This is a genomic window from Moorena sp. SIO3I8, assembly GCF_010692325.1.
Taxonomy (GTDB): Bacteria; Cyanobacteriota; Cyanobacteriia; order Cyanobacteriales; family Coleofasciculaceae; genus Moorena.
In genome coordinates this window covers 1-25,476 of sequence record NZ_JAAHHW010000040.1, presented here as the reverse complement: position 1 = coordinate 25,476, position 25,476 = coordinate 1, and the positions used below count along the sequence as shown (strand labels likewise).

General features: G+C 43.6%; 22 protein-coding genes. 7 read left to right on the top strand and 15 right to left on the bottom strand.

The features are described 5' to 3' along the window. Window positions 1–263: 263 nt before the first annotated feature. The 8 genes from F6K51_RS16995 to F6K51_RS16960 form a co-directional block, all read right to left on the bottom strand. On the bottom strand, window positions 264–443 hold the full coding sequence (locus F6K51_RS16995; protein ID WP_293022008.1) for a hypothetical protein: 180 nt from the start codon (window positions 441–443) through the stop codon (window positions 264–266). Next, window positions 424–2,268 carry a pentapeptide repeat-containing protein gene (locus tag F6K51_RS16990; RefSeq protein WP_293022007.1) on the bottom strand — a complete coding sequence of 615 codons (1,845 nt, stop codon included), beginning with the start codon at window positions 2,266–2,268 and terminating at the stop codon, window positions 424–426. The genes F6K51_RS16995 and F6K51_RS16990 overlap by 20 nt, the downstream gene beginning before the upstream one ends. Window positions 2,269–2,306: 38 nt before the next feature. Continuing rightward, entirely contained in the window at window positions 2,307–3,275 is a 969-nt protein-coding gene (locus tag F6K51_RS16985) for a TetR family transcriptional regulator (protein WP_293022006.1), read from the bottom strand. Window positions 3,276–3,771: 496 nt separating this feature from the next. Then, window positions 3,772–4,740: an MraY family glycosyltransferase gene (locus tag F6K51_RS16980; protein WP_293022005.1), complete on the bottom strand. Its 969-nt coding sequence runs from the start codon at window positions 4,738–4,740 to the stop codon at window positions 3,772–3,774. A 241-nt stretch (window positions 4,741–4,981) separates the two neighbouring features. Next, window positions 4,982–5,218: a regulatory protein SipA gene (sipA, locus tag F6K51_RS16975; RefSeq protein ID WP_008182949.1), complete on the bottom strand. Its 237-nt coding sequence runs from the start codon at window positions 5,216–5,218 to the stop codon at window positions 4,982–4,984. Between the two features lie 7 nt (window positions 5,219–5,225). After that, window positions 5,226–5,393, bottom strand: a complete 168-nt coding sequence (locus F6K51_RS16970) for a hypothetical protein (protein WP_293022004.1) — start codon at window positions 5,391–5,393, stop codon at window positions 5,226–5,228. A gap of 258 nt (window positions 5,394–5,651) precedes the next feature. Further along, the gene (locus F6K51_RS16965; protein WP_293022003.1) at window positions 5,652–6,710 is read right to left on the bottom strand and encodes a sirohydrochlorin chelatase; all 1,059 of its coding nucleotides are present in this window, start codon (window positions 6,708–6,710) and stop codon (window positions 5,652–5,654) included. A 168-nt stretch (window positions 6,711–6,878) separates the two neighbouring features. Beyond that, window positions 6,879–8,114, bottom strand: coding sequence for a transposase (locus tag F6K51_RS16960; RefSeq protein ID WP_293022002.1), 1,236 nt, complete (start codon window positions 8,112–8,114; stop codon window positions 6,879–6,881). A 338-nt stretch (window positions 8,115–8,452) separates the two neighbouring features. Between F6K51_RS16960 and F6K51_RS16955 the strand changes: the two genes are divergently transcribed. Both F6K51_RS16955 and F6K51_RS16950 read left to right on the top strand, forming a co-directional pair. Next, entirely contained in the window at window positions 8,453–9,082 is a 630-nt protein-coding gene (locus F6K51_RS16955) for a Crp/Fnr family transcriptional regulator (RefSeq protein ID WP_293022001.1), read from the top strand. Window positions 9,083–9,276: 194 nt separating this feature from the next. Then, window positions 9,277–9,888 (top strand): alpha/beta hydrolase, encoded by a 612-nt coding sequence (locus tag F6K51_RS16950; protein ID WP_293022029.1) that lies wholly within the window; start codon window positions 9,277–9,279, stop codon window positions 9,886–9,888. A gap of 78 nt (window positions 9,889–9,966) precedes the next feature. Here the strand turns inward: F6K51_RS16950 and F6K51_RS16945 are convergent, their stop codons facing one another. Further along, on the bottom strand, window positions 9,967–12,195 hold the full coding sequence (locus F6K51_RS16945) for a DUF1565 domain-containing protein (RefSeq protein WP_293022000.1): 2,229 nt from the start codon (window positions 12,193–12,195) through the stop codon (window positions 9,967–9,969). A gap of 205 nt (window positions 12,196–12,400) precedes the next feature. On the opposite strand from F6K51_RS16945, the gene F6K51_RS16940 reads away from it, so the two are divergent. Both F6K51_RS16940 and thiS read left to right on the top strand, forming a co-directional pair. Beyond that, on the top strand, window positions 12,401–13,483 hold the full coding sequence (locus F6K51_RS16940) for a thiamine phosphate synthase (protein WP_293021999.1): 1,083 nt from the start codon (window positions 12,401–12,403) through the stop codon (window positions 13,481–13,483). Window positions 13,484–13,572: 89 nt separating this feature from the next. Beyond that, entirely contained in the window at window positions 13,573–13,794 is a 222-nt protein-coding gene (thiS, locus tag F6K51_RS16935; protein WP_044492807.1) for a sulfur carrier protein ThiS, read from the top strand. 95 nt (window positions 13,795–13,889) lie between these two features. Here the strand turns inward: thiS and F6K51_RS16930 are convergent, their stop codons facing one another. The 3 genes from F6K51_RS16930 to F6K51_RS16920 all read right to left on the bottom strand — a co-directional run bounded on the left by F6K51_RS16930 (window position 13,890) and on the right by F6K51_RS16920 (window position 18,313). Then, on the bottom strand, window positions 13,890–15,077 hold the full coding sequence (locus F6K51_RS16930; RefSeq protein WP_293021998.1) for a class I SAM-dependent methyltransferase: 1,188 nt from the start codon (window positions 15,075–15,077) through the stop codon (window positions 13,890–13,892). 103 nt (window positions 15,078–15,180) lie between these two features. Then, window positions 15,181–16,389, bottom strand: a complete 1,209-nt coding sequence (gene lhgO, locus F6K51_RS16925) for an L-2-hydroxyglutarate oxidase (protein ID WP_293021997.1) — start codon at window positions 16,387–16,389, stop codon at window positions 15,181–15,183. A 694-nt stretch (window positions 16,390–17,083) separates the two neighbouring features. Continuing rightward, window positions 17,084–18,313 (bottom strand): class I SAM-dependent methyltransferase, encoded by a 1,230-nt coding sequence (locus F6K51_RS16920; RefSeq protein WP_293021996.1) that lies wholly within the window; start codon window positions 18,311–18,313, stop codon window positions 17,084–17,086. A 174-nt stretch (window positions 18,314–18,487) separates the two neighbouring features. Between F6K51_RS16920 and F6K51_RS16915 the strand changes: the two genes are divergently transcribed. After that, window positions 18,488–18,793 carry a DUF2358 domain-containing protein gene (locus F6K51_RS16915; protein WP_365939973.1) on the top strand — a complete coding sequence of 102 codons (306 nt, stop codon included), beginning with the start codon at window positions 18,488–18,490 and terminating at the stop codon, window positions 18,791–18,793. A gap of 323 nt (window positions 18,794–19,116) precedes the next feature. Then, window positions 19,117–20,616 carry a HEAT repeat domain-containing protein gene (locus F6K51_RS16910; protein WP_293021995.1) on the top strand — a complete coding sequence of 500 codons (1,500 nt, stop codon included), beginning with the start codon at window positions 19,117–19,119 and terminating at the stop codon, window positions 20,614–20,616. A gap of 123 nt (window positions 20,617–20,739) precedes the next feature. Here the strand turns inward: F6K51_RS16910 and F6K51_RS16905 are convergent, their stop codons facing one another. The 3 genes from F6K51_RS16905 to rfbF all read right to left on the bottom strand — a co-directional run bounded on the left by F6K51_RS16905 (window position 20,740) and on the right by rfbF (window position 24,036). After that, window positions 20,740–21,969 carry a class I SAM-dependent methyltransferase gene (locus F6K51_RS16905; protein WP_293021994.1) on the bottom strand — a complete coding sequence of 410 codons (1,230 nt, stop codon included), beginning with the start codon at window positions 21,967–21,969 and terminating at the stop codon, window positions 20,740–20,742. Between the two features lie 227 nt (window positions 21,970–22,196). Next, entirely contained in the window at window positions 22,197–23,261 is a 1,065-nt protein-coding gene (locus F6K51_RS16900; RefSeq protein ID WP_293021993.1) for an SDR family oxidoreductase, read from the bottom strand. Continuing rightward, window positions 23,185–24,036, bottom strand: coding sequence for a glucose-1-phosphate cytidylyltransferase (gene rfbF / locus F6K51_RS16895; RefSeq protein WP_293021992.1), 852 nt, complete (start codon window positions 24,034–24,036; stop codon window positions 23,185–23,187). Before rfbF ends, F6K51_RS16900 begins: the two co-directional genes overlap by 77 nt. Before the next feature lie 416 nt (window positions 24,037–24,452). Between rfbF and F6K51_RS16890 the strand changes: the two genes are divergently transcribed. After that, window positions 24,453–24,983, top strand: a complete 531-nt coding sequence (locus tag F6K51_RS16890) for a hypothetical protein (protein WP_293021991.1) — start codon at window positions 24,453–24,455, stop codon at window positions 24,981–24,983. The last annotated feature ends 493 nt before the right edge of the window (window positions 24,984–25,476 follow it).

Here is a 25,476-nt window from a genome sequence, read left to right as displayed (position 1 = left end):
CCTTTTGCCTTGCTGTGTAAGCATTCAGCTATCAGCTATCAGCTATCAGCTATCAGCTAATGCGCTACGCGCACGCGTGCGCGTTCAGCTTATGGGCTATGCACATGCTTATTGATGAGGAAAGCATTTTGAATAAAACAGGTAAGCATTAGAATAATGCTGAGTTAAGTCGGCTGACGGCACCTCAAGTAGCGTGAGCTAAAAGCTCACGGCTGACGGCTGAATGCTTGCCTTGCTATGATGCATTTTTAATGGACAACAGCTTATACCAAGTTGCGCTCAAACGTACAACTTTCTCTTCCCCCAATCTCCCAATTTCCCCATCTCCCAATCTCCCAATTTCCCCATCTCCCCATCTCCCAATCTCCCCATCTCCCCATCTCCCCATCCAACCAATCTACTATCTTTGAATGCAACTCGGTATTAGTTGTGAAGCGTGCCATCAGGCATAATTGCCCCACTGATAAAGCTATTGCTCAAATCAACATCACTCAGGTCTACGTCAGTCAGTTTAGCATCCTTAAGTTGTGCCCCATGGAGATTAGCACCACTTAGGGTTGCCTTGGTTAAGTCAGCACCAGTTAAATTTGCCCCTAACAGATAAGCACCTGTCAAATTAGCCCCTGCCAAGTTTGCCTGACTGAGGTTTGCCCCCCAAAGGTCAGCTTGACTGAGATTAGCCCCACTTAGATCAGCTTGACTTAGGTCAACTCCTCCTAAATTGGCTCCACTCAAATCTCGCCCTGACAGGGAAGCAACGGGCACAATGCAATATGCTCCTAACTTACTAGGGTCAAACCCTTCCGGAAATTGAGTAGTGTTGTTATAAAGCGATCGCTCAAATTTAGCATCTTCGAGATTAGCACTGCGCAGATCGGCACCAAGCAAATTGACCTTACTAAAGTTAGCTCCCCCCAGATCAGTCCCACTGAACTCTTGATCTGAAAATGATACACCGGGGGCAATTAAGTACGCTCCGTGTTGGCTGGGGTCAAACCCTTCCGGAAATCGAGTGGCTTCGTCGTAGAGTGCTCCAAGGAAATTGACCCCCTCCAGGTTAACCGAGAAAAGATCTGCCCCGAACAGGCTAACTTTACTCAAATCTGCCATACTCAAGTCAGCTCCTCTGAGGTCAGCTCCCTGAAGATTTAGCCCACACAGAGACACATCGGGAGCAATTAGATATGCGCCATGGGCTGTGGGGTCAAAATCTTCAGGAAATTTAGTCTCTTGGTTATAAATTGCTCCTTTGAGGTTAACCCCTTCGAGATTAGTGGCGGACAGATCTACTCCAAACAAGTGAACTCTGCTTAAATCTGCTCCCCTGAAATCCGCGCCACTAACTAAGCTTAACCATAAGTCCGCTCCCCGCAAATCCGCTTCCTGTAGATCGGCTTCTCGTAGATCCGCTTCCCAGAATTGAACTCCTCTTAAATTGGCTTTCCTTAAATTAGCTCTGAGCAAAGATATACCGAAAAAGTGACCCTGACTTAGGTCAACTTGGGATAAGTCTGCTTCACTTAAATCCACGCCACTGAGGTTTGACTGACTCAGGTTAGCCTTTGCTAGAGATACACCAGGAGCAATTAAATGTCCTCCTGCCTTCACTGGGTCAAAATCTTCAGGAAACCGAGTGCTTTCGTCGTAGAGTATAGCGCTCAGGGTTGCATTTAGAAGCTTAGCATCCTTCAGGTTTGCCCCCATCAGATTGGAGCGGCTCAAATTAGCTCCTGTTAGGTCAACATCCTGCAACTCAGTCCTAATTAAGCAAGCTTGATTAAGATTAGCTTGTTTGAGATCAGCACCTTTGAGGTTAGTTTTCCAGAGGTCAGCTCTGGTCAAATTCGCACCCTTTAAATTGGTATCACTGAGATCTACCCCACTCAAGTTAGCTTCCGTTAGTAAAGCCTCGGGCGCAATTAAATAAGCTCCTGCCTTGGCAGGGTCGAAATTGGGGGGAAACTTAGTGGAAAAATTGTATAGTGTAGTATCGAAGTTAGTTAAGTGTAGAATAGCATCGCTCAAGTCTGCCTCACCCAGATTAGCACCACATAAAACAGCTTGACTTAAGTTGGCTTCTCTCAAATTAGCTCCCCAGAGATCAGCGCTACTGAGATTAGTCCCAGTAAGAATTGCCTGACTGAGGTCGGCTCGCCATAAAATTACCCGTTCCAGGTTTACCTGGCTGAGGTTGACTTGACTTAAGTCAGCTCCACTAAAATCTCTTTCCCCAAGGGAATATTGTGACTGAATTTCCTCAGTATTCATATGTTGTCCAACAGTTTGAATTTAAAAATAATCAGGTATTAATTATTAGATAATACCTCCGGTTCCCAATTCCAAATTACATAACCTTTATCGATATGAGTAATTACTATTTTATCGAGCTGATCAGCTACCTTAGACAAAATAGCGATAAGTTGTTCTTGAGTTTTTTCTAATCGTAAAAAACTGTAGTATTGACCATCAACGTTAATTGCTAATAAGCGTCTGCTTAAATGAGGGACGTTAATCCAGCAGATTTGGTAATCCTGACGGGATTTAATAATATGACTGGAGGATAATTCCAAATCCTGAAGGAGAGCAAGAGCAGGAACAGGGGAAGACCTCAGTTGACCTGAATTATTGTTTTGGGATTCAGGGTAAAACTTGAGTTGGTTGGCATTTACAGCCATCCCTGTAGTTTGAGCTACTCTATTCCGTTTAAACTGAATAACTTTATTGGTTGCAACAACACCATAGGGTTGTTCAACAGCAAAGGATTGAGTGTTAGGAGGAGTTAGTCCTCGATACTTGACCGAATCATCGCTCTGGGTAAGAGCTATTGCTGAAACATCTGGTTGGTATTCTGGAACATCTGGTTGCTCCTCTGGTTCGGATTCGGCTTGGTTGAGGGATTCGATCTGTTGGAGGAGTTGTCTCTTTTTTTCTCTGACTGATGCTTGGTATTTTTGCCATTGCCTTCCCACTTCAACAGTGCCAAGACCAGCTAACACACTCACTAGGATGGCAACGCCAAGATAAGGAATTGCTAAATCCTTATGGTCTTCATGGAAGATGGGTTTAAGTTCGACATTGAAAAACGGTTTAACTTCAACAACGATTGGTTTTGATTTGTTGAAAACAAACGGTAAGGTCAAACTGGAAAATATAGTGCTGGAGATAACTACAGCTGGTAGTAAGATTTTGATTAAGGGGTAATTGGTCATCTTTAACCGCTGCAAGCAAGAAATTTGGTAAAGCGATGCAGCATAGCCATTGGGGGAAACCCCCACTCGCTATTGCATCTTGAGATGGAGCTTGACTCAAGTTTTACGATGGCGATGCAGCGCGGTCAAAGGAGGCCACCCCATGAGCGACTGCATCAAGAAGTGATCTGTTAAATTGCGCTAGTCTTGCTGCTTACTGAAGAGGGCGGCTATGTTGCTAGCAAATCGCCTCAAAGCAGGTGATTAAATCGGGATATAATAATAAGTTGGTTATTATATCATTTAATACAAATTCTGGTATATGGGGTCAGACCCACCATTAATTTTAGCAGCGGTCTCTTATAATATGTCAATTTAATTGACAATTTAATATATCTTAATATTTTAAGTCCAGAGCAAGAGTACTCAGCTTACGCCCTACACACACTGCTCTTGCCAGCACTGACCAGGGCATTGCTGACTATCGTTTGGGATATCAAGTAGAGTTGGGTCAGTTACCAATTACCCATGACCCATGACCAATTACCTATTACCCTTAATCATTCCACAATTGGGGAACGCTTTATTTTGCTCTAATTCTTTGCAAAACAGTAATGCCTAACAGCAAAATGATACCCCCTGTCGTGGCATAAATCACCCGAGGAGTCATCTCTTGCAGTTTCATGGCTAGCCAGTTAGACACTAAGGTAATGCCCCAAAGGATAAGGGCGACATAGCGCTGGGAGAAACCAAAGGCTAGCAAGCGGTGATGTAGGTGGTCCTTACCTGGGGTAGTTAAAGGGTTTTTACCATTGATCAACCGCCGCACAAATACCTGAGTAGTATCTAGGACTGGCAATAGCAAAAATACTACTGGGGGGACTAGGGCAAATACCGTAGTCACTTTTAAAGACCCTAAAATGCTGCTGGCAGCTAGTACATAGCCGAAAAAGTACGCACCTGCATCTCCCATAATAATGTGGGAAGGATGGAAGTTATGGCGCAAAAATCCCAGAGCTGACCCCCCTAGAGCTGCCAGCAGCAACGTTGCTGCCGCACGACTGGGAAACTGAGCTGAAACCGCTAACAGGCTCATAGCAGTAATAAAGCTGACGCCTGCTGCTAAACCATCCATCCCATCCATAAGGTTAATGGCATTAGTAATACCCACAACCCATAGAACCGTAAGTAACATGGAGAGTTGGACATCAATCGGAGTCCCGAAGGTAGCTTTAATCCCGGCACCACTAGCCACTAACAACAGGGCAGCAATAATTTGAACCGACAAGCGTACATAGGCAGGCAAACCAAATTGATCATCAATAAAGCCTACCAGTACCAGAACCGAGCCCCCCAGGAGAATAGTCAGCACTTGAGCTAACACCCCTTCGATGACAATCGGTCTCAGGAGGGTAGCTAGTACCAGTGCAGCTACCACTCCGGTATAGATAGCTAAGCCTCCTGCATTGGGTAAGGGTTCTTGGTTAAGCCGTCGCGCATTGGGTTGGTCAGCCCAACCAACCTCCAGGGCAAATGAGCGTAAAGTTGGCATCAAGCATCTAGTCACTGCCCATGCCAATCCGAAAGTTAATATGACTGCCAGCCAGCCACTTCCCCTAGGGTTGGCAATTCCGAGGGACTGTAGGAAGCTGTACACATCTATCTCCCAAGTCACGTCCACACTGCAAAATTGTAATCGCTATGGATAATATTAAGCTCATCTTGTAAATAAGGTACATGGGTAGAAGCACATCAGCAGGAAAAAGCGATTAGCACTTAGGGGTTAGGAGGCTTTAGGGGTTTGGATTTTCCTCCTGAACTAACTCAATGTACTGACTATCGATCAGAAATGCTCCTCTAGAAAAGCGAACGCCCCAGTATCCTCCTGGACGTCGGTCGAGGATTACTCCCTCTTCCCCAACTTTAATCACATCAGGAGGTCGCAGCATTGGCATTGGTTCAGCAGTTTTGACGTAGCGTGGTAATGTAATTACTCTTACGCGATCGCCAACGTTAAAGTCTTGAGACATTGGTCAGTCAAAAAAGGTTATGGGGTTGAAGGTTGTTCGCGAAGCGTGGCCAATAGGCCAAGGTTGAAGGTTGTTCGCGAAGCGTGGCCAATAGGCCAAGGTTAACAGGTTGAAGGTTATGGGGTTTAAGGTTATGGGGTTTAAGGTTGTTCGCGAAGCGTGGCCAATAGGCCAAGGTTATGGGGTTTAAGGTTGTTCGCGAAGCGTGGCCAATAGGCCAAGGTTATGGGGTTGTTCGCCTTTGGCGTTCAGTGTAGGGTAGGTTCTTGGGTTGAATGTTGTTCTTGCCCAGGGGTCCCTTGTAGTATAGGTTGGAAGTTGTCTGGATTAACCTTAAACCTTCAACCTTAAACCTTCAACCTTAAACCTTTAACCTTAAACCTTCAACCTTAAACCTTTAACCTTCAACCTGTTCACCTTCAACCGGCCAACCCTAGGGTGCTTGCCAAATACGCTGGTGGTATTTTTCCAAATCTTGATAGGGATCTGGGGTATTGTGATTAGGCTGGTGAGAGTGGTGGTGGTGGTGGTTATGCCCGTGGTGATGGTGGTGGGAGTGTCCGTTGTGAGCACCATTATCAATGGCTGCTAACCGGAACTTACACATCTCACAATTCATCTGCACTTGCCCCAACTGTGCCTCGATTTCTCGGTCCCTGAGCACAGATAGCAGCTGAGGCTGAATTCCCATTTCTGGTAAACAGGTCAAGGGAATCTCTGGATAAAGTTTCTGCTGCTGAGCTGTGATCTCAAAAATCTTTTTTACTAAAGCCCCGGTAAATAGGAAGTAAGGAAGTACTATAATATGCTTAGGTTGGTATAGTCGGGCGCGACGGAAGCCTTCTTCTAACCGAGGATGGGTAATGCCAATAAAGCAGGTTTCCACAGTTTTATAGCCACTGCCTTCCCAGAGCATGCGAGCCATTTTGTAGACATCACCATTAGCATCAGGGTCACTAGACCCACGACCAACAAATAGAAGTACTGTGTCCTTTCTTAAGGCTAGAGGTTGTTTTGTTGAAGGTTCTAGATTGGACGCTTCCCCCTTCAACTGGCTAACGGCTAACTCTGGTTGGGGTTGGTCAAGTTTGGCAAGCCGTTGCCGCCATAAATCCAGAATTCCAGTAGTAATTCCAAAATGACGCCCGTAGTGAAACTTGACTTGGGGATATTTTGCCCTGGCCCGGTCTAACTCGTTAGTAACATCAAATTTATTGTGGCGAGCTGCAAACAGTAAAATCGGTAATACAGTTAGTTCCGTATAACCCTGCTGAACACAACTCTCTACTCCCTCTTGAATAGTTGGACCAGTCAGTTCTAAAAAACAAGGTACTACTGGTCGAGAATGGTTCAAGGTTTGATAGCTGTGGGCAAAATCTAGGAAAGTCTGACGCCCATCGGGGTCTCTAGTGCCGTGACCAACCATTAATAACGGGCGTTTTAGCGGTAGGGGAGATAGGGACAATGACTCATCTGTGACATCGATCTTCATACTTCATCCTTGATCATTCATAGGTCATACTTCTAGGTAATACTTACATAGTTAACTAACTTATTAAATACTTAATTTCCTCAAGGGCATTTTACTGGTAGGGAAGGTAAGGACAATAACTCAGGGGTAGCATCGATCTTGCTCCTGAATACTTCTATTATTAATACCTCATTTCTTTGACACTCCCCGGTCGCGCATACGCGGGGATTCTTCGCTCAACGACCCGACTTGCTGAACCTGGCCGGAACCAAGAACAGTAGAGGTCAGGTCTCCCGAAGTGTTCGGATCGATGATCCAGGTTCCGGTGTGCCCCACCGTACCCAAGGCTCTTTTCAGGATATTGACTGCGGCGTTGTGGTCTCGGTCTAATTTACAACCACACTTACAGACGTGAGTCCTAGTAGATAGTGACTTCCTGACTACTTCGCCGCATTCTGAGCAGTTCTGGCTTGTGTAGGCAGGATTAACTGCGACAGTAGCCCTACCAAATTTATTCCCAAAATGCTCTAACCATTTCCTAAACTGATACCAACCAGCATCGTTAATAGACTTAGCCAAACAGTGGTTTTTAACTAGATTTTTTACCCTCAAATCTTCATAGGCGACCAGGTCGTTAGACCGGATTACGCAACGTGCCAGTCTCTTGGCATGTTCTTCACGCTGCCTACTTATTTTGAGGTGCTGTTTACCTAGTCTATTAATTGCTTTCTTACGGTTAGTAGAGCCTTTCTTTTTCCGATAAACCCGGCGTTGATAAAACTTTAATCGCTTTTCCCCCGTCCTGTAAAAACGGGGGTTAGGTTCAGTATTACCCCTAGAATCGGTATAGAATTCTTTTAGCCCTACGTCCAATCCTACGGTGGCATCTGCTGGCTCCAACTGTTCACTTACATCGACAGAGATGCAAAACTGAACGTAGTAACCATCTGCCCTTTTGACTATACGAACTCGTTTGATTTGCTTTTTGTCAAAGCGCCACAAGTCCCAGGTCCCTTTGAGTTTTAGCTTCCCAATTCCTTTTTTATCACTGAAAGTGATTGATTTTTTGTCAGGGGAAAGTTTCCATCCTGATTGCTTATACTCAACCGACCTACAGTGTTTCTGAAAACGGGGATAGCCTTTCTTCCCAGATACTTTTTTCTTGCAGTTTTCAAAGAAGCGAGAAATTGATGACCATGCTCTTTCAGCCGCAGCTTGTCGGGCGGTAGAATTTAGTTCATTAGCAAACGGGAAATTATTGGCTAGTATCTTGCAATATTTACTAAGGTCGTATTTCCCTGTTCCCTTATTATCCATCCATAAACGGATGCAACTATTGCGGATAAACTTGACCGTCCGAATCCCTTCATCAATAGCTTGGTATTGATACGGTTTACCGTAGGCTTTCAGCTCAATTATGATCATCAGAACTCGACCTCTTCTGTTCTATTATTACGCTAACACGCTTAGCGAAAACTGTCAAACCATAATTCAATCTTTTTCACGGCGACTAAAGTCGCGCTTACACTTTCATCCCGGAGACGAAACCTTAAAACAAGGCAGCCTTAATCATAAAGTTTTAACCCTTTTACCCATAGCCGACCAACCATAAAGGCTGCCTTGTTTTTGCGGTAACTTCTGACCCGACCTAAAGGTGCGGGGCTTTCAGTGTTTTGTTTTCTAGTAATGGCTTAATCTCTTGATTACCGACCCTTTACCTTATTGCCTTAAGGTAGGGAAAGTATTCACGCCTTGTTGCCCCTATGCACCAATTTTCGAGAGCAATTCTAGAGAGAAAGCAGCAAGAGCCAAAGGTTAAACGCCGATTGCATTTCTACGCTAGGGGTGAGCAGATCCCTCTAGTAGCACAGGGTGTTTGGGAGGTAGACGAGGGCCGAGTCCAGCTGAGTACCCTTTCCCCAGAAGGGGAGGAGATATGGTTGGGTTGGGCAGAGTCTTCTGCATTCTTTGGCAATTGGTTTTCTGTGCTGTCAAGTTATCAGGCAATGGCCTTATCTGATGTCCGTCTCAAATGGTATTCTTTAGCTGAAATCAACAATTCTCCCTATATAGCCCAGACCATTTTACCCCAACTAGTGCGTCGGATGCGACAGACAGAGATCCTGTTAGCAATCTCGGGTCAGCGCCGGGTTGAGGTACGCCTACAACATTTACTATTGCTATTAAAACGGGAAGTTGGTGAGCCAGTACCAGAAGGTATTCGGATCGGAATGCGTCTTACTCATCAGGATTTAGCCAATGCAATTGGAACGACGCGGGTTACAATTACCCGACTGCTCAGCAAGTTCAAGCATGAGGGAGCCATTACTGTTGATAGTGTTCGCCACATTATCCTAAAGCACGACAGCTTTACAAATGTAGCGGATTGGTGATAGGATTCTCAGACTAACAGATATCTTGGGCTGAAACCAGAAAAGCGCGCCATAAAGTTCGCTATTCGGCTTATCTTTAGTTGCAGCCCCGATTAATTCCCCAAACCTACTCCCTAGGGGAGAGGGTCAATGTGCGCTAGTTCAGCCCATCTATCTGGAATGCTGATCCGTTGTGTTCTTCAGGAGTAAGAGGCCTGTCTCTCGAAGCGATTTCAATTCCACCAGCAAACGGTCAACGACCAGCACGATTGGTCGTAGCGTTACACGGTTGGGGTGCTAATGCTCAAGCTGTGGCATCTCTAGTGCCATCGTTAAACTTGCCCAACACCCAATTTTTAATTCCCGATGCTCCTTTTAGTCACCCTCAGGTAACTGGTGGCAGAATGTGGTACGACTTGGCAAGAGACGACTATCGGGGATTAGAAGAAAGCGAAGAGCGCTTGAGCTACTGGCTCAATTCTCTCCAAGGTTTTACAGGTATTCCCCTGTCCTCCACAATTTTGTGTGGCTTTTCTCAAGGTGGGGCAATGGCTCTAGATGTAGGGTTAACCTTACCCCTGGCAGGTTTAGCCTCCTTGAGTGGCTATATGCATCGAACCCCTCAAAAGGTTGATTCATCGTTGCAGTCCATTTTAATTGTGCATGGTAGACAAGATACGGTTGTTCCTTTAAGTGCTGCTCACCGGTTACGAGATTATTTGCTCAACTTGGGAGCAGCAGTGCAGTACAGAGAATTAGATATGGGTCATGAGATTTCATCAGAGCTTTTAGAATTGCTCCGGGAATTTATTTTATTCAATAGATAGTCAAAAGAGATGGTCAATATCCTAACTTCTCTGGAATCCCTTTAAAATAGAAATAAAATTATTCCCTCCTTGGTCTGATCAGTAATTCAGAGGCACAATAGTGGTGCTCAAACCATAACTACTGAGTAATTTAAGAACCCGATCAATATTTTCGAGGGTTGTGAACAATCCCGCTTGCATCACAGTTCTTCCTTCAAAGGAGGTCAGGAAAGAATCGGGAATTAGCGATCGCATTAAATTTTGTTGCTGCTCACTCTCAGCATTTACCAAAATCCGGTAACCCTGACTGGGTAGAGCTGAAGTAGGATTATTCCCTTGAGGTCCCCTTTGTTCCGAGTTTGATTGGGTACTTGTAGAAAACACTGGAATTGAGCTACCTGAATTGGAGCTAGCACTAGTATTTTGATTACTAGTATTTTGATTAACCGGTGTACTGATCTGACTAGACATTGACATCATAACGTTAACCTCCTCAGTCGAGGCTGCTTCTAATGTCGGTTTTGAACTGTCACTTGACCCATCAATCACATCCTGTGACGGTGAAGCTGGAGTAAAACTGCTAGAATCCTCTCCTGGTTTGGGTGGTGATGTTGGTTCCTCAAAAGAGGACTGCTCCTGATTTTGAATAACTTTCAGAGTCAGGGGTGTCAGGGGTTCAGAATGTGAACGTTGAGTGCTAGCATCAGAAGGCTGTTGAGTTTGAGAGGTTTCCTGACTTTCAGTTTGAGACCTTGCTGCTGGTCTAGAAGATTCAGTACTTGCAGAATTATTTAGTCCTGCGTCTTTGCCGATGTTATCAGTCGAGGTAGATGGCTGAGGCTCCAAACTTGATGGAACAGGAAATGAAGCTGCTGAGACCTCAGCAGATGTCGATTCCTTTGTCGGTTCCTTCTCGGCAGGCGGTTGGGATGGGACGACTTGGCTGGGGGTGGTGGGATTCTCCTGAGAATTAGGCGTAGTCTTCTGTGAGTGATTAGAGTTTTCTGCCATGACAACGGCTTGGTTGTCAGAAGCATCAGGAGTAGTAGCTGGTTTACTAACAGCTGGTTTACTAACAGCTGGTTTACTAACAGCTGGTGTTTCAAGCTTCGACTCTTGAATGATATCCTTTTCAGTCTCCCCTGAATTAACCTCACTGTTAGTTTCCTCTTCTAGCTGATTACCAAAAGCAATCAGAGTAGGCTCAGACTCCTGATTGTTAATGTCAAACCGCCTATTACCTCGAAATATATTGTTTGATTTATTGTTTAATGTATTGTTTGTTGATTCTGGTGAATTTCCCCAATCCGGATTAGCTCCGACCTTGAGGACTAATCCATCCAGTTGGGAATTTTCAATGACGTTATTCTGGAAAAATGGTTGAGCATTGGTTTCAACCACTACCCCATTTTTATTGCCAGTGATGCGATTATTAACGATATGGGGTGCAACGTTTTCGGCAATCAGAATTCCTAAGTCATTATTTTCAAATACATTGTCATCCACTTGAGTGTTTGAGGTTCCGTAAATGCTGAGCCCATTTCCTTTATTCTTGTAGAAGTAGTTACTGCGAATTGTTGGTGTACTATTTCCCTCCACAGCAATCCCGCTTTTGCTATTCCCAGTTAAGGTATTGTCTTCCACTAAAACCGAACCGACTTCCAGCCACAAACCATAACCTTCTGGATTAGTATTGTTAAGGGTTACGCCAGAAATAATTGTTTGGTCAGCACCTACGATTAGGACATCGTGACTAGCAGCCGTGGCACTAACAAAGGTACCACCGCCGCGAATCACCACATCGTGACCTCTAGTGCGGGGGTTGCCCTGTAGCTTGATACCGGGTTTCAGAAGTAGGGGGAAGGTTTCACCCATTTCACTGCTGTAGATACCCCTAGAGAGTACAATCACAGTATTGGTCTGGGCAGCTTGTAGCGCCTGAGTGATAGTTTTCAACGGTGAATCCTGGGTGCCATCACCACTACTGTCGTTTCCGGTAACTGGGTTTACAAACAAAAATTTGCTTTCTATGGTATAATCCATTTTGATTCCCCGATCATCCTGAGTTGATTGGGCTAAAGCTGTGGTTCCTCCTAATCCTAGTGGCACCATTTTTGAAGGGATAACTTGGCTGAAGATGCTAAAGGTTAATCCCAGCAAAATCGTTGTTACTGGTAACCCAAGATCAAAGGGTCTAGGCTGATGTTGGTGATGTTGGTGATGGCAGTGGGAATGATTGGCCTTGGGCCACGCTACGGGATTGGCCTTGGGCCACGCTAAGCGAAGGTAAATAGTTAATTCTATAGTGTTAATTATGATCAAACTCATGGCTGTTCTCCTTTAGTCCAATGTTCATGGAATTTGACATAACAGTTGAGTTGAATGTCAAGCTTGATCGTATCCATAAACTAGGATAGTTGTAATCTATTTGTAATCATTTATCACTTGAAATGTGTCCGTTGCTAAAGGTTACTGACCACAGAAACAAGCTTTCCATCCACTGTTAGGATAGATAATAATGGAGTAGTTAGTAATGGAAGAGCAAGACAGCGGCATTATGGTTCAAAAAGCGGCGATTTGCCGAATTTTGGATGCAAATTTAGACCGAGCTAGAGAAGGCTTGCGAATTATTGAGGAGTGGTGCCGCTTTGGTCTCAACAGCGCCCAGATGGCTGGGGAGTGCAAGGAAATGCGCCAGGAATTAGCCCGTTGGCACAGCTCGGAAATCAGGATCTTCCGAGATACCTCAGGGGATCCAGGGACTGGACTAACTCATCCCCAGGAAGAACGACGTTCCAGCATTCAGCAGCTTTTACAGGCTAATTTGTGTCGGGTGCAAGAAGCACTACGGGTGTTGGAAGAATATGGTAAGCTATACGATGCTCAGATGGGGATCGCCTTTAAGCAGATGCGCTATCGGGTTTACACCCTAGAAAGCAATTTACTGGGATATCAGCGTCATCAGTTGCTAGAGCGATCGCATCTCTACTTGATTACATCCTTGTCAGACCAGTGGTTTGCCAAAGTAGAGGCTGCCCTCCAAGGTGGACTAACCTTGGTACAGTACCGGGAAAAACAAGCAGATGATGGGGACAAACTGGCTGATGCTCAGAAATTGTGCCAGCTGTGCCATCACTATGGTGCTTTGTTTATTATGAATGACCGGGTGGATTTAGCTCTGGCAGTGGAGGCTGATGGGGTTCATATCGGACAACAAGATGTACCAATTTCCTTAGCACGGCAGCTACTGGGCTCCCAGCGTATTATTGGTTGCTCGACTACTAACCCTGATGAACTACACCGGGCAATTGCTGAAGGCGCAGATTATATCGGTGTTGGACCGGTTTATGAAACCCCTACTAAACCCAATAAAACAGCAGCTGGTTTGGATTATGTCAAATATGCGAAAGAGCATGCTACAATTCCATGGTTTGCAATTGGGGGAATTGATCCAAACAATTTAAACTATGTCTTGGATGCAGGAGCTCAACGAGTGGCAGTTGTCCGGGGGATCATGGAGGCAGAACAACCGACTCTAGTTACTCAATATTTTCTGTCCCAGCTAAAACGAGAACACACTCTTCGATCTCTTGAAGCTGGGGTTTCTAAACCCTAATGTCAGAAAACTAGATAATAGTTGGACGTGTTAGGTAATAAGTAATGGTTACTAATTTTTAATAGCTTGCTGGTAAATATTAGCTGATGATGTCTAACAACACAACTCAAATTACCCTTGAAGTTAATGGTGAATCCCGGACCTGCTCTTGTGACACTAAACTACCCCAGCTATTAGAACAGCTAGGCTTAAATCCGCGCCTGGTGGCGGTAGAATACAATGGTGAAATTCTCCATCGGCAGTTTTGGAACCAGACTCAAATGCAGGAGGGAGACCAGCTCGAAATTGTCACTATTGTCGGCGGCGGTTGACTTGATCGGATCCATCTGACCATCCGCCTATCAATCTTCTTGATCATAGGTTTTCAACCGGACTTGATATCACCAAAGCTAACGGTAAAACACAATCAAACACATATTAACTCAGGAGTTAAACCTAGATTTGTGCATAACTGTCGAATCTCTTCTTCATAGATCGGGTTCATCACAATAACCAGATCAGGTTGGTAATCCTGGAGAAATTCTGGTGGAACAATTTCCTGTCCCGTTCCAGCAACGTACTTCCCCTGTTTGCGGGGATTGAGATCTACGATGTAATCAATCACATCTTGGCACTTGAGCAGATTCAAAAAAGTAACCCCTTTTGAGCCAGCACCCCATGCTACGGCTTTTTTTCCAGTTTGAGCGATGGTTGTCAGTTTGTGCTGCCAGCTTTCTAACTTCTCCTGAAACCTAGCGGTAAAGCTGGCAATATCGCGAGTCAATACCTCGATTTCATCCGGTTTTCCATAGCTGTTCGGGATTTCCCCATGCACTGGCTTTGCTTCCAGGCACAGGAACTGACCACCAAACGCCTCCTTGATTTCACTAACTTGAAACCCAGCATTGACAAAAGCTTGCCCTAGAGAAGTGGGGGCGAAATAGCAGCAGTGTTCATAGATAATGTCCCACACTGCTAAATGGCGAAAGGTATCTAAGGCGTTGGGGACTTCAAACAAAACAATGGTATTAAGGCGAGAACCGATCGCCTGTCGTAGTGGCTTGAGCAAATCTGCGGGATTGGAAATGTGCTCTAGGGTGTGCCGACAACAAATTAGATCGGCTTGATACTCTTGGTAAAGCTGTGAATAGAAATCTTGAACAAACTTGACTTGAGTCTGGAGTTGTTGATGCTCTGACCTAGGAACATAGCTGGGGTCAAAACCTACTCCTCGGTTATTACCTAGTTCACACAGACTTATAAGAAAATCCCCTTTGCCACAACCAATTTCAATAATGTCTTTATTGTAGAGATGGTGGCGCTTCACTAATCCAGCGGCAAGGGATTGGGCATACTCCTGAAATCGAGGAGAGTAATGTAAGGAGTTTTCATAGTCCTGGGAATAACCTAATTTAGTAGGGTCAAAAGCTAGGTTGCTAATAAAACCACAGCTAGGACAGAACCCTAGTTTGATATCTCCCTTGGAACAGTTTTGAGCAGTTTGACGCGATCGCCACAGGAGATTACAGTACACTGGCACCGCCAACATCTCAAAAAACACCTCTAAATCGGCAGAGGCACATACAGGACAGTTGTGGTTAGATAACGTGTTCATTTCAAGTTTTCACTCCATGAGACTAATACAGGGAAAGTACAAATAATCAGCTATCAGCTGACGGCTGATAGCTGACGGCTGATAGCTTTTAAGGAAACTTGGGTCAGATCACCCTTTCGAGAGTTTTCAGTGTCGGGATCTCACTAGCGATCGCATTACCAATCTCCAAAGAAGCCGTAGCACCAGGAGAGGGAGCGTTACAAACATGCATGGCTTTAGGACTATTGACAATTAAAAAATCATCCACCAACTTGCCATCATTTTTTAAGGCTTGAGCTCTGACCCCAGCATGGGTGGGAACTAAGTCATCTGCTTGGATTTCAGGAATCAGCCGTTGCAAACTCTTAACAAACGCAGCTTTACTGAAGGAGCGGATGATTTCCTGAATCCCTGCGTCTCCATGTTTGACAGCTAGTTTCCAGAAACCGGGATAGCTCATGACCTCCACAAAATCTCGCAGGTCAAAATCAGTCTTTCGATAACCTTCGCGCTTGAAACTGAGTACAGCATTGGGTCCAGCATGGACACTGCCATCAATCATGCGGGTGAAATGAACCCCTAGGAAAGGAAAATTTGGATTAGGAACTGGATAAATTAGGTCCTTGACTAGATAGCGTTTCTCTGGCTTGAGTTCATAGTACTCACCCCGGAAAGGAACGATTTTAGCTGGAGGCTCAGCATCACCCAACTTAGCAATGCGATCGCTATGTAGTCCAGCACAGTTGATCACAAAGCGAGTGGGATAGTTACCATTGTTGGTTTCCAGCACTAAACCATCCCCAGTTTCCAGGATTTGTTCAACCTTACTATTGAGACGTAAATCCCCTCCCTGGACACGAACCAGTTCAACGTATTTTTCACAGACCTGCTTGTAGTTTACAATCCCAGTCGAATAAACTCGAATTCCAGCTAAACAATGAACATGGGGTTCAATTTCCTTAACCTCTTCACCAGTAATCTTGGCAATCTCTATACCATTTTCCAAACCCCTTTGGTAAAGAGTATCCAGTAATGGTAGTTCTTCTGGTTCAGTTGCTACAATTACTTTGCCACAGATGTCATAATCAATGCCATGCTTTTGGCAGAATGCCACCATCGAGCGATTTCCTTCGTAACAAAATCTAGCCTTGAAACTCCCTGGTTTGTAGTATATTCCAGAATGAATCACACCACTGTTATTGCCAGTTTGGTGAGCCGCCCAACTGCTCTCTTTTTCCAGTACCATAATTTTGGCATCTGGATAACGTTGACCCAATGCCATGGCTGTGGATAAGCCAATGATTCCTCCTCCAATAATCGCCAAGTCGTACATGGTTATTTTTATTACTGAAACTATTAATTTTAACTTTAAATGTTGAATGTTGAATGTTCAAAGTTGAATGTTGAATGTTGAGTCTTGAATGTTGAATGTTGAATGTTGAGTCTTGAATGTTGAATGTTGAATGTTGAATGTTGAATGTTGAATGTTGAATGTTGAATGTTGAATGTTGAATGTTGAATGTTGAATGTTGAATGTTGAATGTTGAATATCAAAAGTTAACCGTATCCCTGAGAAAGGTATAATAATGGAGAATATAGTGTTTTTTTTGTATGGTGAGGTACACCTTGAAGCTGAAAAGCTTGTTAATTGAGACTTATGGTCTACCTCATTGGAGTAGAAACCGCTATAAACAATTAATTAATACTCAAAAAGTTTGGGGAAGCCTACTCACTTCCCATACTTTTTTGTACCAGAAAACCTATTGGAGTATTTGCCATTTTGGCCTAAAATGACGACAAAAAAATAAAAAATGACAAAGACTCTTTTTCCCGCAAGCATCCAAGCCTTCGGTTATTGCTCAACTTTGCTGGGTGCTTTCTGATGGAAAATTTTTTTCCAAGTGTGTGCAGAAAAAACATAGTTCCCAAGTACACCTAAACAACTCCAGTAAACACTTTATGAGTCATAAGTCTTTAATTTTTGACTTATGACTCATAACTGATCACTCATGACTAATGACTGATATTTATAGAGATATAACCTCTGTAGTTACTCCCATCTTATTCAACATTTGCTGAATTTCATCACAATATATGGAATTCATGACAATCACCTGATCAGGTTTGTATTCCTTCAAAAACTCTGGTGCCATAATTTTTTTACCAACACCAGGGATAAATTTCCCATGACGATGGGGATTAATATCTACCACGTATTCAATTTTGTCTGTGGTATCAAGAGTGGTTAAAAAAGCCACACATTTGGAACCCGAACCCCAAACTACAACACGCTTGCCTTGAGCATGGATCTGCTCTAAGTGCTGCCTCCAATTCTCCAGCTTCTTGGTAATCTCGTTGGTGAAGTTTTTGACATGCTGAGTAACTTCCTCAAGACTCTCTTCCAGAGGATGTACTTTGTCAGATGGGATGGTGACAGGTCGGGTTTCAATTAACAGATATTGTTCACCATAAGCTCGATACAGGTCAGTCACTTCAAAGCCACAGTTACGGAATAATCGCGCTAGGGATCCAGGGGTGAAATAGGAGCAGTGTTCGTAGTAAATGTCTTCAAAAGCTAAGTCTTTGAGTACTCGTATGGTATCTGGTATCTCAAACACCACAACGGTATTGAGGCGATCGCCAATGGAGCGGCGCACGGTACTAATAAACTCAGCGGTAGGATAAATATGCTCCAGGGTGTGGCGACAACAGATAAAATCACCTACATACTCAGCATAGCGCTCTGAGTAATAGTCTTGAATAAAGGTGACCCGGTCAGCGGCTTCACTCTGGACTCGTCCTACTACAGCAGACGGGTCAATACCAACACCACGATTGTTACCTAATTCGCACAGCAGCAAGAGGAAATCTCCTTTGCTACAACCAATCTCTATAATGTCTTTGTTATGAAGGTCGTATTTGTCGATCAGATGATTGGCTAGATCAAGGGCAAACTGATTGAAGGTTGGGGAAAAACTCTGTTGGTCTTCATAATTGGGAGCGTAAGCTGACCACCTGGGATCAAAGGAAACATTAGTGATGAAGCCGCAGTCTTGACAAAACCCCAAAACCACATCACCGCAAGGGAAGTCTAGAGCTGCTTCCTGGGTTGACATCATTAAGCAACTGTGAACTGGTACGTTATGTACTTCATAAAATAGGGACAATCCTTGGTTTCCACAGTTGGGACAAATATGTTCTGATAATGAAATCGGTTGTGTGTGAGCAAAATTTTTGGACAATGCTTGTTGTATCATTTTGAGTGACTCTTTTAGAATTTAAATGTGATGACTTCATAGGATTTGAGTGCCAATCAATATCAATCCCAGATTGAGCGGGTAATTCAGACCATTAAGCACGATATACCAACCCTGTCTTAGCAAGATATTGCCTATAATTTTTATACAAAAAATAGTTAATTTCAAGACCAAATTAGTCGATTTAAAGTAAAATTAAACTATCGAATTATAGTTTATATACTGAGATTTAACGCTCGGCTATTTTTGAGCACAATTTATTTCGTTATGCATGATATCTCTCAAACCGATGAAAAGGTGATCACGGCAAATTGGAGAGTTAGTGGCACATTGCGGGTCCCTTGGAAAGCTGATGTGTTTTTCAATAGCTCTTCTAGCTACCTCCTGACCAAAGATGGTCTGATCAGCAATCACCTCGATACCTGGTATCGCAAACCCAGCGAGATTTTGAAGCAGTTTTTACCCTGTGAATTACCATAGCTTATTGATGGATTTATTTGGCATTGAAGTTAACGATTCCCCTACTGCGAATGATGCAACATTATCACCATACCTACTAATTAGTAAATAATGATTAAAGGTACTTGTACATAAAATTGGCATGAGCTGACTGAATTGAGTAATTGCCGGATAGTGGAACCTTATGCGACTTTGAGATTTAAGTATATTTGGTTGTTATTAGGCAAACAGGCTTGGGAATACTAGGTTTTGTTATACTAGGTTAATGGGGTAAAGCTAGATTAATATTTCACCATAAATTTCCAGATTTTAATGCCGTTTGTTAATTTAAAAATTTCGATAAAATGGATAAAAATCCTAGAAAAAATCAGGATATTATTACAGATTTTAACCTTCACAACAAACAACTGGTTCAATTAGATCAGAATGGGTATGTGCCAGCAGTAACAGTGGCAGAATTAGTCTGTGGTGGGCAGGATAACCCAGATACCCCACTCATCCTCAAACAATTAGCTCAATCGGATCAGTATTGGGATGTACGACAAGCAGCAGCCGAAGCATTAGCCCATGGTTGGAAAGATCATCCGGTTACCTTACCTTTACTCAAACAATTGGCTCAATCGGTTCAGAATGGGTATGTGCGACAGGTAGCAGTGCAAGAATTAGCTCGTGGTTGGAAGGGTGAACGTGATATCTTACTTATTCTTAAACAACGAGCTCAATCCGATCAGGATGCCGATGTGCGAATAGCAGCAGTTTCAGGATTAGTCGATGGTTGGCAAGATCATCCGGATACCTTACCCATTCTCAAACAACTGGCTCAATCTGACCACAATTCCGATGTGCGACGAGTAGCAATGGCAAAATTAGTCCATGGTTGGAAAAATCACCACGATACCTTAGCTATTCTCAAACAACTGGCTCAATCAGATCAGTCTTGGCGTGTGCGACAAGCAGCAGTAGCAGAATTAGTCCGTGGTTGGAAAGATGATCCAGATACCTTACCCATCCTCAAACAATTGGCTGAATCGGATCAGGATGCCGCTGTTCGACAAGCAGTAGCTGAAGCATTAGCTCGTGGTTGGAAAGATGATCCAGATACCTTACCCATCCTCAAACAATTGGCTGAATCGGATCAGGATGCCGCTGTTCGACAAGCAGTAGCCGAAGCATTAGCTTCTAGTTGGCAAGATCATCATGATACGTTACCTATTCTCAAACAATTGGCTCAATCGGATCAGGATTTGGCTGTGCGACAAACAGCAGCCGAAGCATTACCTCGTAGTTGTAAAAATCACCCGGATACGTTACCCTTTCTCAAACAATTGGCTCAATCGGATCGGAATGGATATGTGCGGCAAATAGCAGTGCAAGTATTAGCCCGTGGCTGGAAAGATGAACCGGATATCCTACTTTTTCTCAAACAACGGGCTAAATCAGATCGGAATTTGGATGTGCGAATAGCAGTGCTGGAAGAATTAGTCCGTGGTTGGAAATATCACCCAGACACTTTACATTTTCTCCAAGAACGAGCTGAATCAGATCCGCATTGGCGTGTGCGAGCAGCAGTTATGACAGAATTAATCTGTGGTTGGAAAAATCAACCTGGGATGTTTGAATTTTTGTGCGTTCGCGCTGTCAATGATCCCTTTTATCGCAAGCAGCGCCGGGAAGAAAACCCTCGGCAAATTGCCCTGACAGCAATCATTGATGACTATCCAAACCATCCCCAAACTCTACTACTATTGCGAGATAGAGCAAAGCATGACTCAGATCAGAAAGTGCAGAAGTTCGCTAAAGAAAAATTGGCAAGTATCCGTACCCTCCCAAACTACCAAAGTTGACTTAAATTATAGCATTTATAAAATAGGTGAGGTATACCAATTTGGGATTTTATGGAATAGTGATGGCTCCCTACTCCCTACTCCCTACTCCCTACTCCCTTACTTGATCGTCAACCGTCAACTCTAAACAATCTTTGGTTGTGGAATCGGAATAATAAATTTACCTCCTTGTTGTCGATACTCTTCCTGTTGCTGCAAAATCTCATCAGCAAAATTCCAAGCTAGCAGCAACACATAATCTGGTTTATCCTCTAACAGTTTTGATGGTGGGAAAATCGGTAAATGATTAATGCCCATGTAGCGACCATGTTTGAATGGATTTAAATCCACTACATAATCCACCAGGGTTTTATTAATCCCAAAATAACTGAGCAGAGTAGTTGCTTTAGCTGCTGCTCCATAGGCTGCAACCTTTTTACCCGGTTTCTTCAAATCCCAGAGGATATCCAGTAAAGAAAGCTTAATTTCCTGAACACGGTTAGCAAAATCACGATAGTAATCAATGCGGTCAACTCCCCGCGCTACTTCTTCTGCTAATAGAGATTTTACGGATTCCTTAACCTGTTCCTTAGGCTCCACAAAGAGCCGTAACGAACCTCCATGGATTGGAGTACGTTGGATGTCATTTAGGAATAAACCATGTTTCCTAAACAACCGATCCAAAGCAGTTACTGAAAAATAACATAAGTGCTGATGGTAGATAGTGTCAAATTCACAGTGATCTACCAAGTCAACCACATAGGGGACTTCAATCACTGCTACACCAGTCTCTTTCAGCAGAACCCCAATTCCTGCTACAAAGCCATTCAGATCTGGCACATGAGCCAAGACATTGTTAGCAAGAAAAACATCAGCTTTCCGTCCTTCAGAGTGTAGCTCTATTGCCAAATCTTTGGTAAAGAATGTACAAAGAGTAGGAATACCTGCTTTTTGGGCAGCTTCCGCAGGTCCAGAGGCTGGGTCAATTCCCAGCACTGGAATTCCTTTTTCAACAAAGTTTTTGAGCATATAGCCATCATTAATAGCTGCTTCAATCACTAGACTGTTGCTGTTGAGTTGTCTTGACTCAATGATGGCTTTGGCACTATCTACAAAGTGTTTTATTAACGATTTTGATACAGAATAAAAATAGGGGTAGTCTCGACAAAATAGTATTTCCGGGGGGACACTTTCGGTGATTTGGACTAAACCACTGCTAGGAGAAAACGCCAGATCCAATGGAGCAGTATATTCAGGTTTATCTAACTGGTTTTTAGTAAGTAATCCATCAGCTAATGGGGTGTAACCGAAGGAAATAATTAACTCTAAGTCATCAGTGCTGTTAGCACGGCAAATAGGCATTGAATTAGACATTATTATTTTAAAAAAAATATGACTGTTAATTGTTAACTGTAAACTGTTGGCAATTAACGGTTAATCAGCAACAAAAAAATATTCATAACAATAGCAAAGTAAACTTTTTATTAAAGTCAACTAATTCTCCAGGGTGACTGCAACAAATTTTTCCGCCCTTTTGGTAATTGGTAATTGGTAATTAGAGTAGGATTACCGATTACCGATTACCAATGACCCAACAGCTCCTAAACACTAATGGGTTGTATTTTAGGAGATGTAGGTAGCTGGGTACGCCAACGCAGGGTTTGATCTAATCTTCCAGTGCTAAGTAATTGTTTGATGTGAGCAATACGCTGATACCTCGGTCCCTCAAACTCTTCCAAGGTTAAGCCTACGGTTTGATAAGCTTGGTAGAGTTCTTGAGCTCCCCGACGGGCATTCCATTGGGGTTTGAATTCGGGTAATGTGTGAATAATCTTACTACAATCAACGCGATAACAGCGCTTATCGGGTCCAGCATCTTTAGCGTATTCAATTTCACAGCCTGGAACTGTTTCTTTGACAATTTCGGCTAACTCTCGAATACGATAGTTGTCCTCATTGCGTCCCACATTAAACGCTTGATTGTGTACCACCTCACGAGGTGCCTCCAACACCGCAATAAAGGCTTGGGAAATATCTTCAATATGGACAATGGGACGCCAAGGGGTACCATCACTCTTGATATACACTTGACCCGTGGTAAATGCCCAAGCGACCAAGTTATTGAGTACTAGATCAAAGCGCAAACGCGGCGAAACACCATAAGCTGTAGCATTCCGAAGAAAGGTAGGACTAAAGTTATCGTCCGCTAACTGAGTAACATCTTGCTCGACACGAACTTTAGAAATGCCGTAAGGAGTGACAGGGTTGAAGGATGATTCCTCAGTCAACCAGTCATCACCACCAGCACCATAGTTACTACAGGACGATGAGAATACGAAGCGCTCGATGCCTGCCGCTTTGGCTAACTTAGCCAAATGAACTGAAGCAGCATGATTAATCTGATACGTTAAGTCAGGATTTAGATTCCCCAGAGGATCGTTGGAAAGCCCTGCTAAGTGGATTAGAGCATCAAATCCTTCTAGTTCTGTTGCCGTAACGTCACGGATATCCTTTTTTAGCTCTGGAATTTTTCGAATTCCTTCACCAAAAGTACTCTTTTCAAATAAGTCGCTATCAAGACCAAATACATCATACCCTTGAGCTAATAGCATTGGCACCATGACTGTGCCGATGTAGCCCTTGTGACCAGTTACTAATACTCGCATTATTTTCCTCCCAAATTTTCCAAGGTGCATTGCCACTGTTCCACAGACTTTCTAACCTGCGCTTGTCGCGCAAGGTATCCATGCATTGCCAGAATGAAGTGTGGTGATAGGCCATCAGTTGCCCATCTTTGGCGAGTCGCTCCAGTGGTGCTTTTTCCCACTGGGTGTCATCGCCATCGATATAATCAAAAACTCCGGGTTCTAAAACAAAGAAAGCACCGTTGATCCAGCCTTCTCTGGTTTGAGGCTTTTCAGAGAATTCCGTAATCTGGTTTCCATCTAGGTCTAAGTAACCAAAACGTGCAGGTGGACGTACTGCAGTTAAGGTAGCTAATTTGCCATGAGAGCGATGGAATTCCAGGAGCGCATTTAAATTGACATCAGAAACTCCATCTCCCCAAGTGAGCATAAATGTCTGATTGCCTACGTAGGGAGCGAGCCGTTTAATCCGACCCCCTGTATTGGTGTAAATACCAGTATCAATTAAATCAACTGTCCAATCCGGTGCTGCAGCACCGTGCTGGATGACTTTGCCATTGTTAAGGTTGACCGTTAAGTTACTATTAAGTGAACAATAGTCCACCATGTATTTTTTAATAACTTCTGCCTTATAACCTAGGGCAATCACAAAATCTTGGAAGCCATAATGGTAATAATGCATCATGATATGCCAGAGGATTGGTCGCCCTCCGATTGCTACCATTGGCTTTGGTTTTGTGTCGGTTTCTTCCGCTAGACGAGTACCGAGCCCCCCGGCAATAATTGCTACTTTCATATGACTGTTGAGACCAAAATCACTAACAACAAAATTACTAACAGGTTTTACTTAAACTCAATCATATATTTATGAATTCAGTCATCAATAAACCTATCGATGTATCCTATAAAATTCGGTTAAATAATGATCATAATTCCTGAGGGTAATTGGTAATTGGTAATTAGTAATTATTAGTTGGTAGTTAGTAATTACTAATTGCTAGTTGATGATGACCCATCACCCATTACTCATTACCAAAAATTCAGGGATTATTTGGAAAGTAATTAACCGGACTTGATATCATTCAGTATTTTCAATTAAACCCAAGTTGTACTTAGATCTGTTGCCAGATTGGCTTGAATTAAATTTCACAAAAATTAATTAATTAAATATTAAATATTGTGATTTTTTTGACATAAAGTGGTATTCGAACAATGCTCAAAACACGATTAACTAAGAACTGCTACCACTGGATGATCAGTAAAGGTTTGGCAATAATGATTCACAAAACCTTATTTTTTATACATCTAAAGTATAAATATCAAGGCCAAAGACTTAAAAATCTAGTAGGCATTCCTCTGCACCTAGCCAAGCTCATGCTCTTCTCCCTAAGCCTGTGCAGCCTACTATTGGTGATCGGCTTACCTGCTAGCTTTTCCAGCTTGGTCAGTTCTTCAGTCGCAGCGAATCCCCTCTATCCTTTGGATGCGAACATGGTGAATGTGCGGGATTACGGTGCCAAAGGTGATGGTATTACCGATGACAAAGCCAAAGGTTTTGGTAATCCTGAGCAGCCCAGACCGATCACGCGCCCTGGCTCCCTGGAAACTGGCAACACTCGCAAAGGCAATCGCGCCCATCATAACTACATCTTCGACATGACCTTCGACACGGGTAAAGGTAATTATGGTGCTGTTGGTGTAGACTTCAAAAGTTCGCTCAGCACAAGTATTGTTTCATGTTGAGAATTAGAATGACCCAGTCATCCTCGAAAGATTTAACGTCTAGGGTCGAAGACTGGAAAATTATGCCTCACAGCCTGTATTAGTTGGGCACTCGGTGTTGCTTAATAATGAAATGATTTTAATAGTTTTTTGGAATGGGTATCTTGCCTGTTCCTAGGGGTGCGACCCGTTCGCGTAGCGTGGCCTTTTGGCCAAGGCGCGATCCAAGACTGGGTTCCCCGAGCATTGGAAAGCTCGCCGCCACGTGAATTGAATTCTTAATGGGTCAAGCGCACCGGATATTTTCAGGCGGGCAGTATCCCAAACCGCTCATATTCATTCCTTGATGCAGCAATGCTATAGTTTTTATCTAGGGCTAAGGGTAACGAGTGCATCTCAGTTTTGTAAGACTCAAGTTGAAAATTGCCCGTTGAGGTAGGCACACCGATGCTTCAAGACTTGTGGGACGTTACTCTCATCCCACTGAGCCCCCGAAATCTTGATACGCCGACCC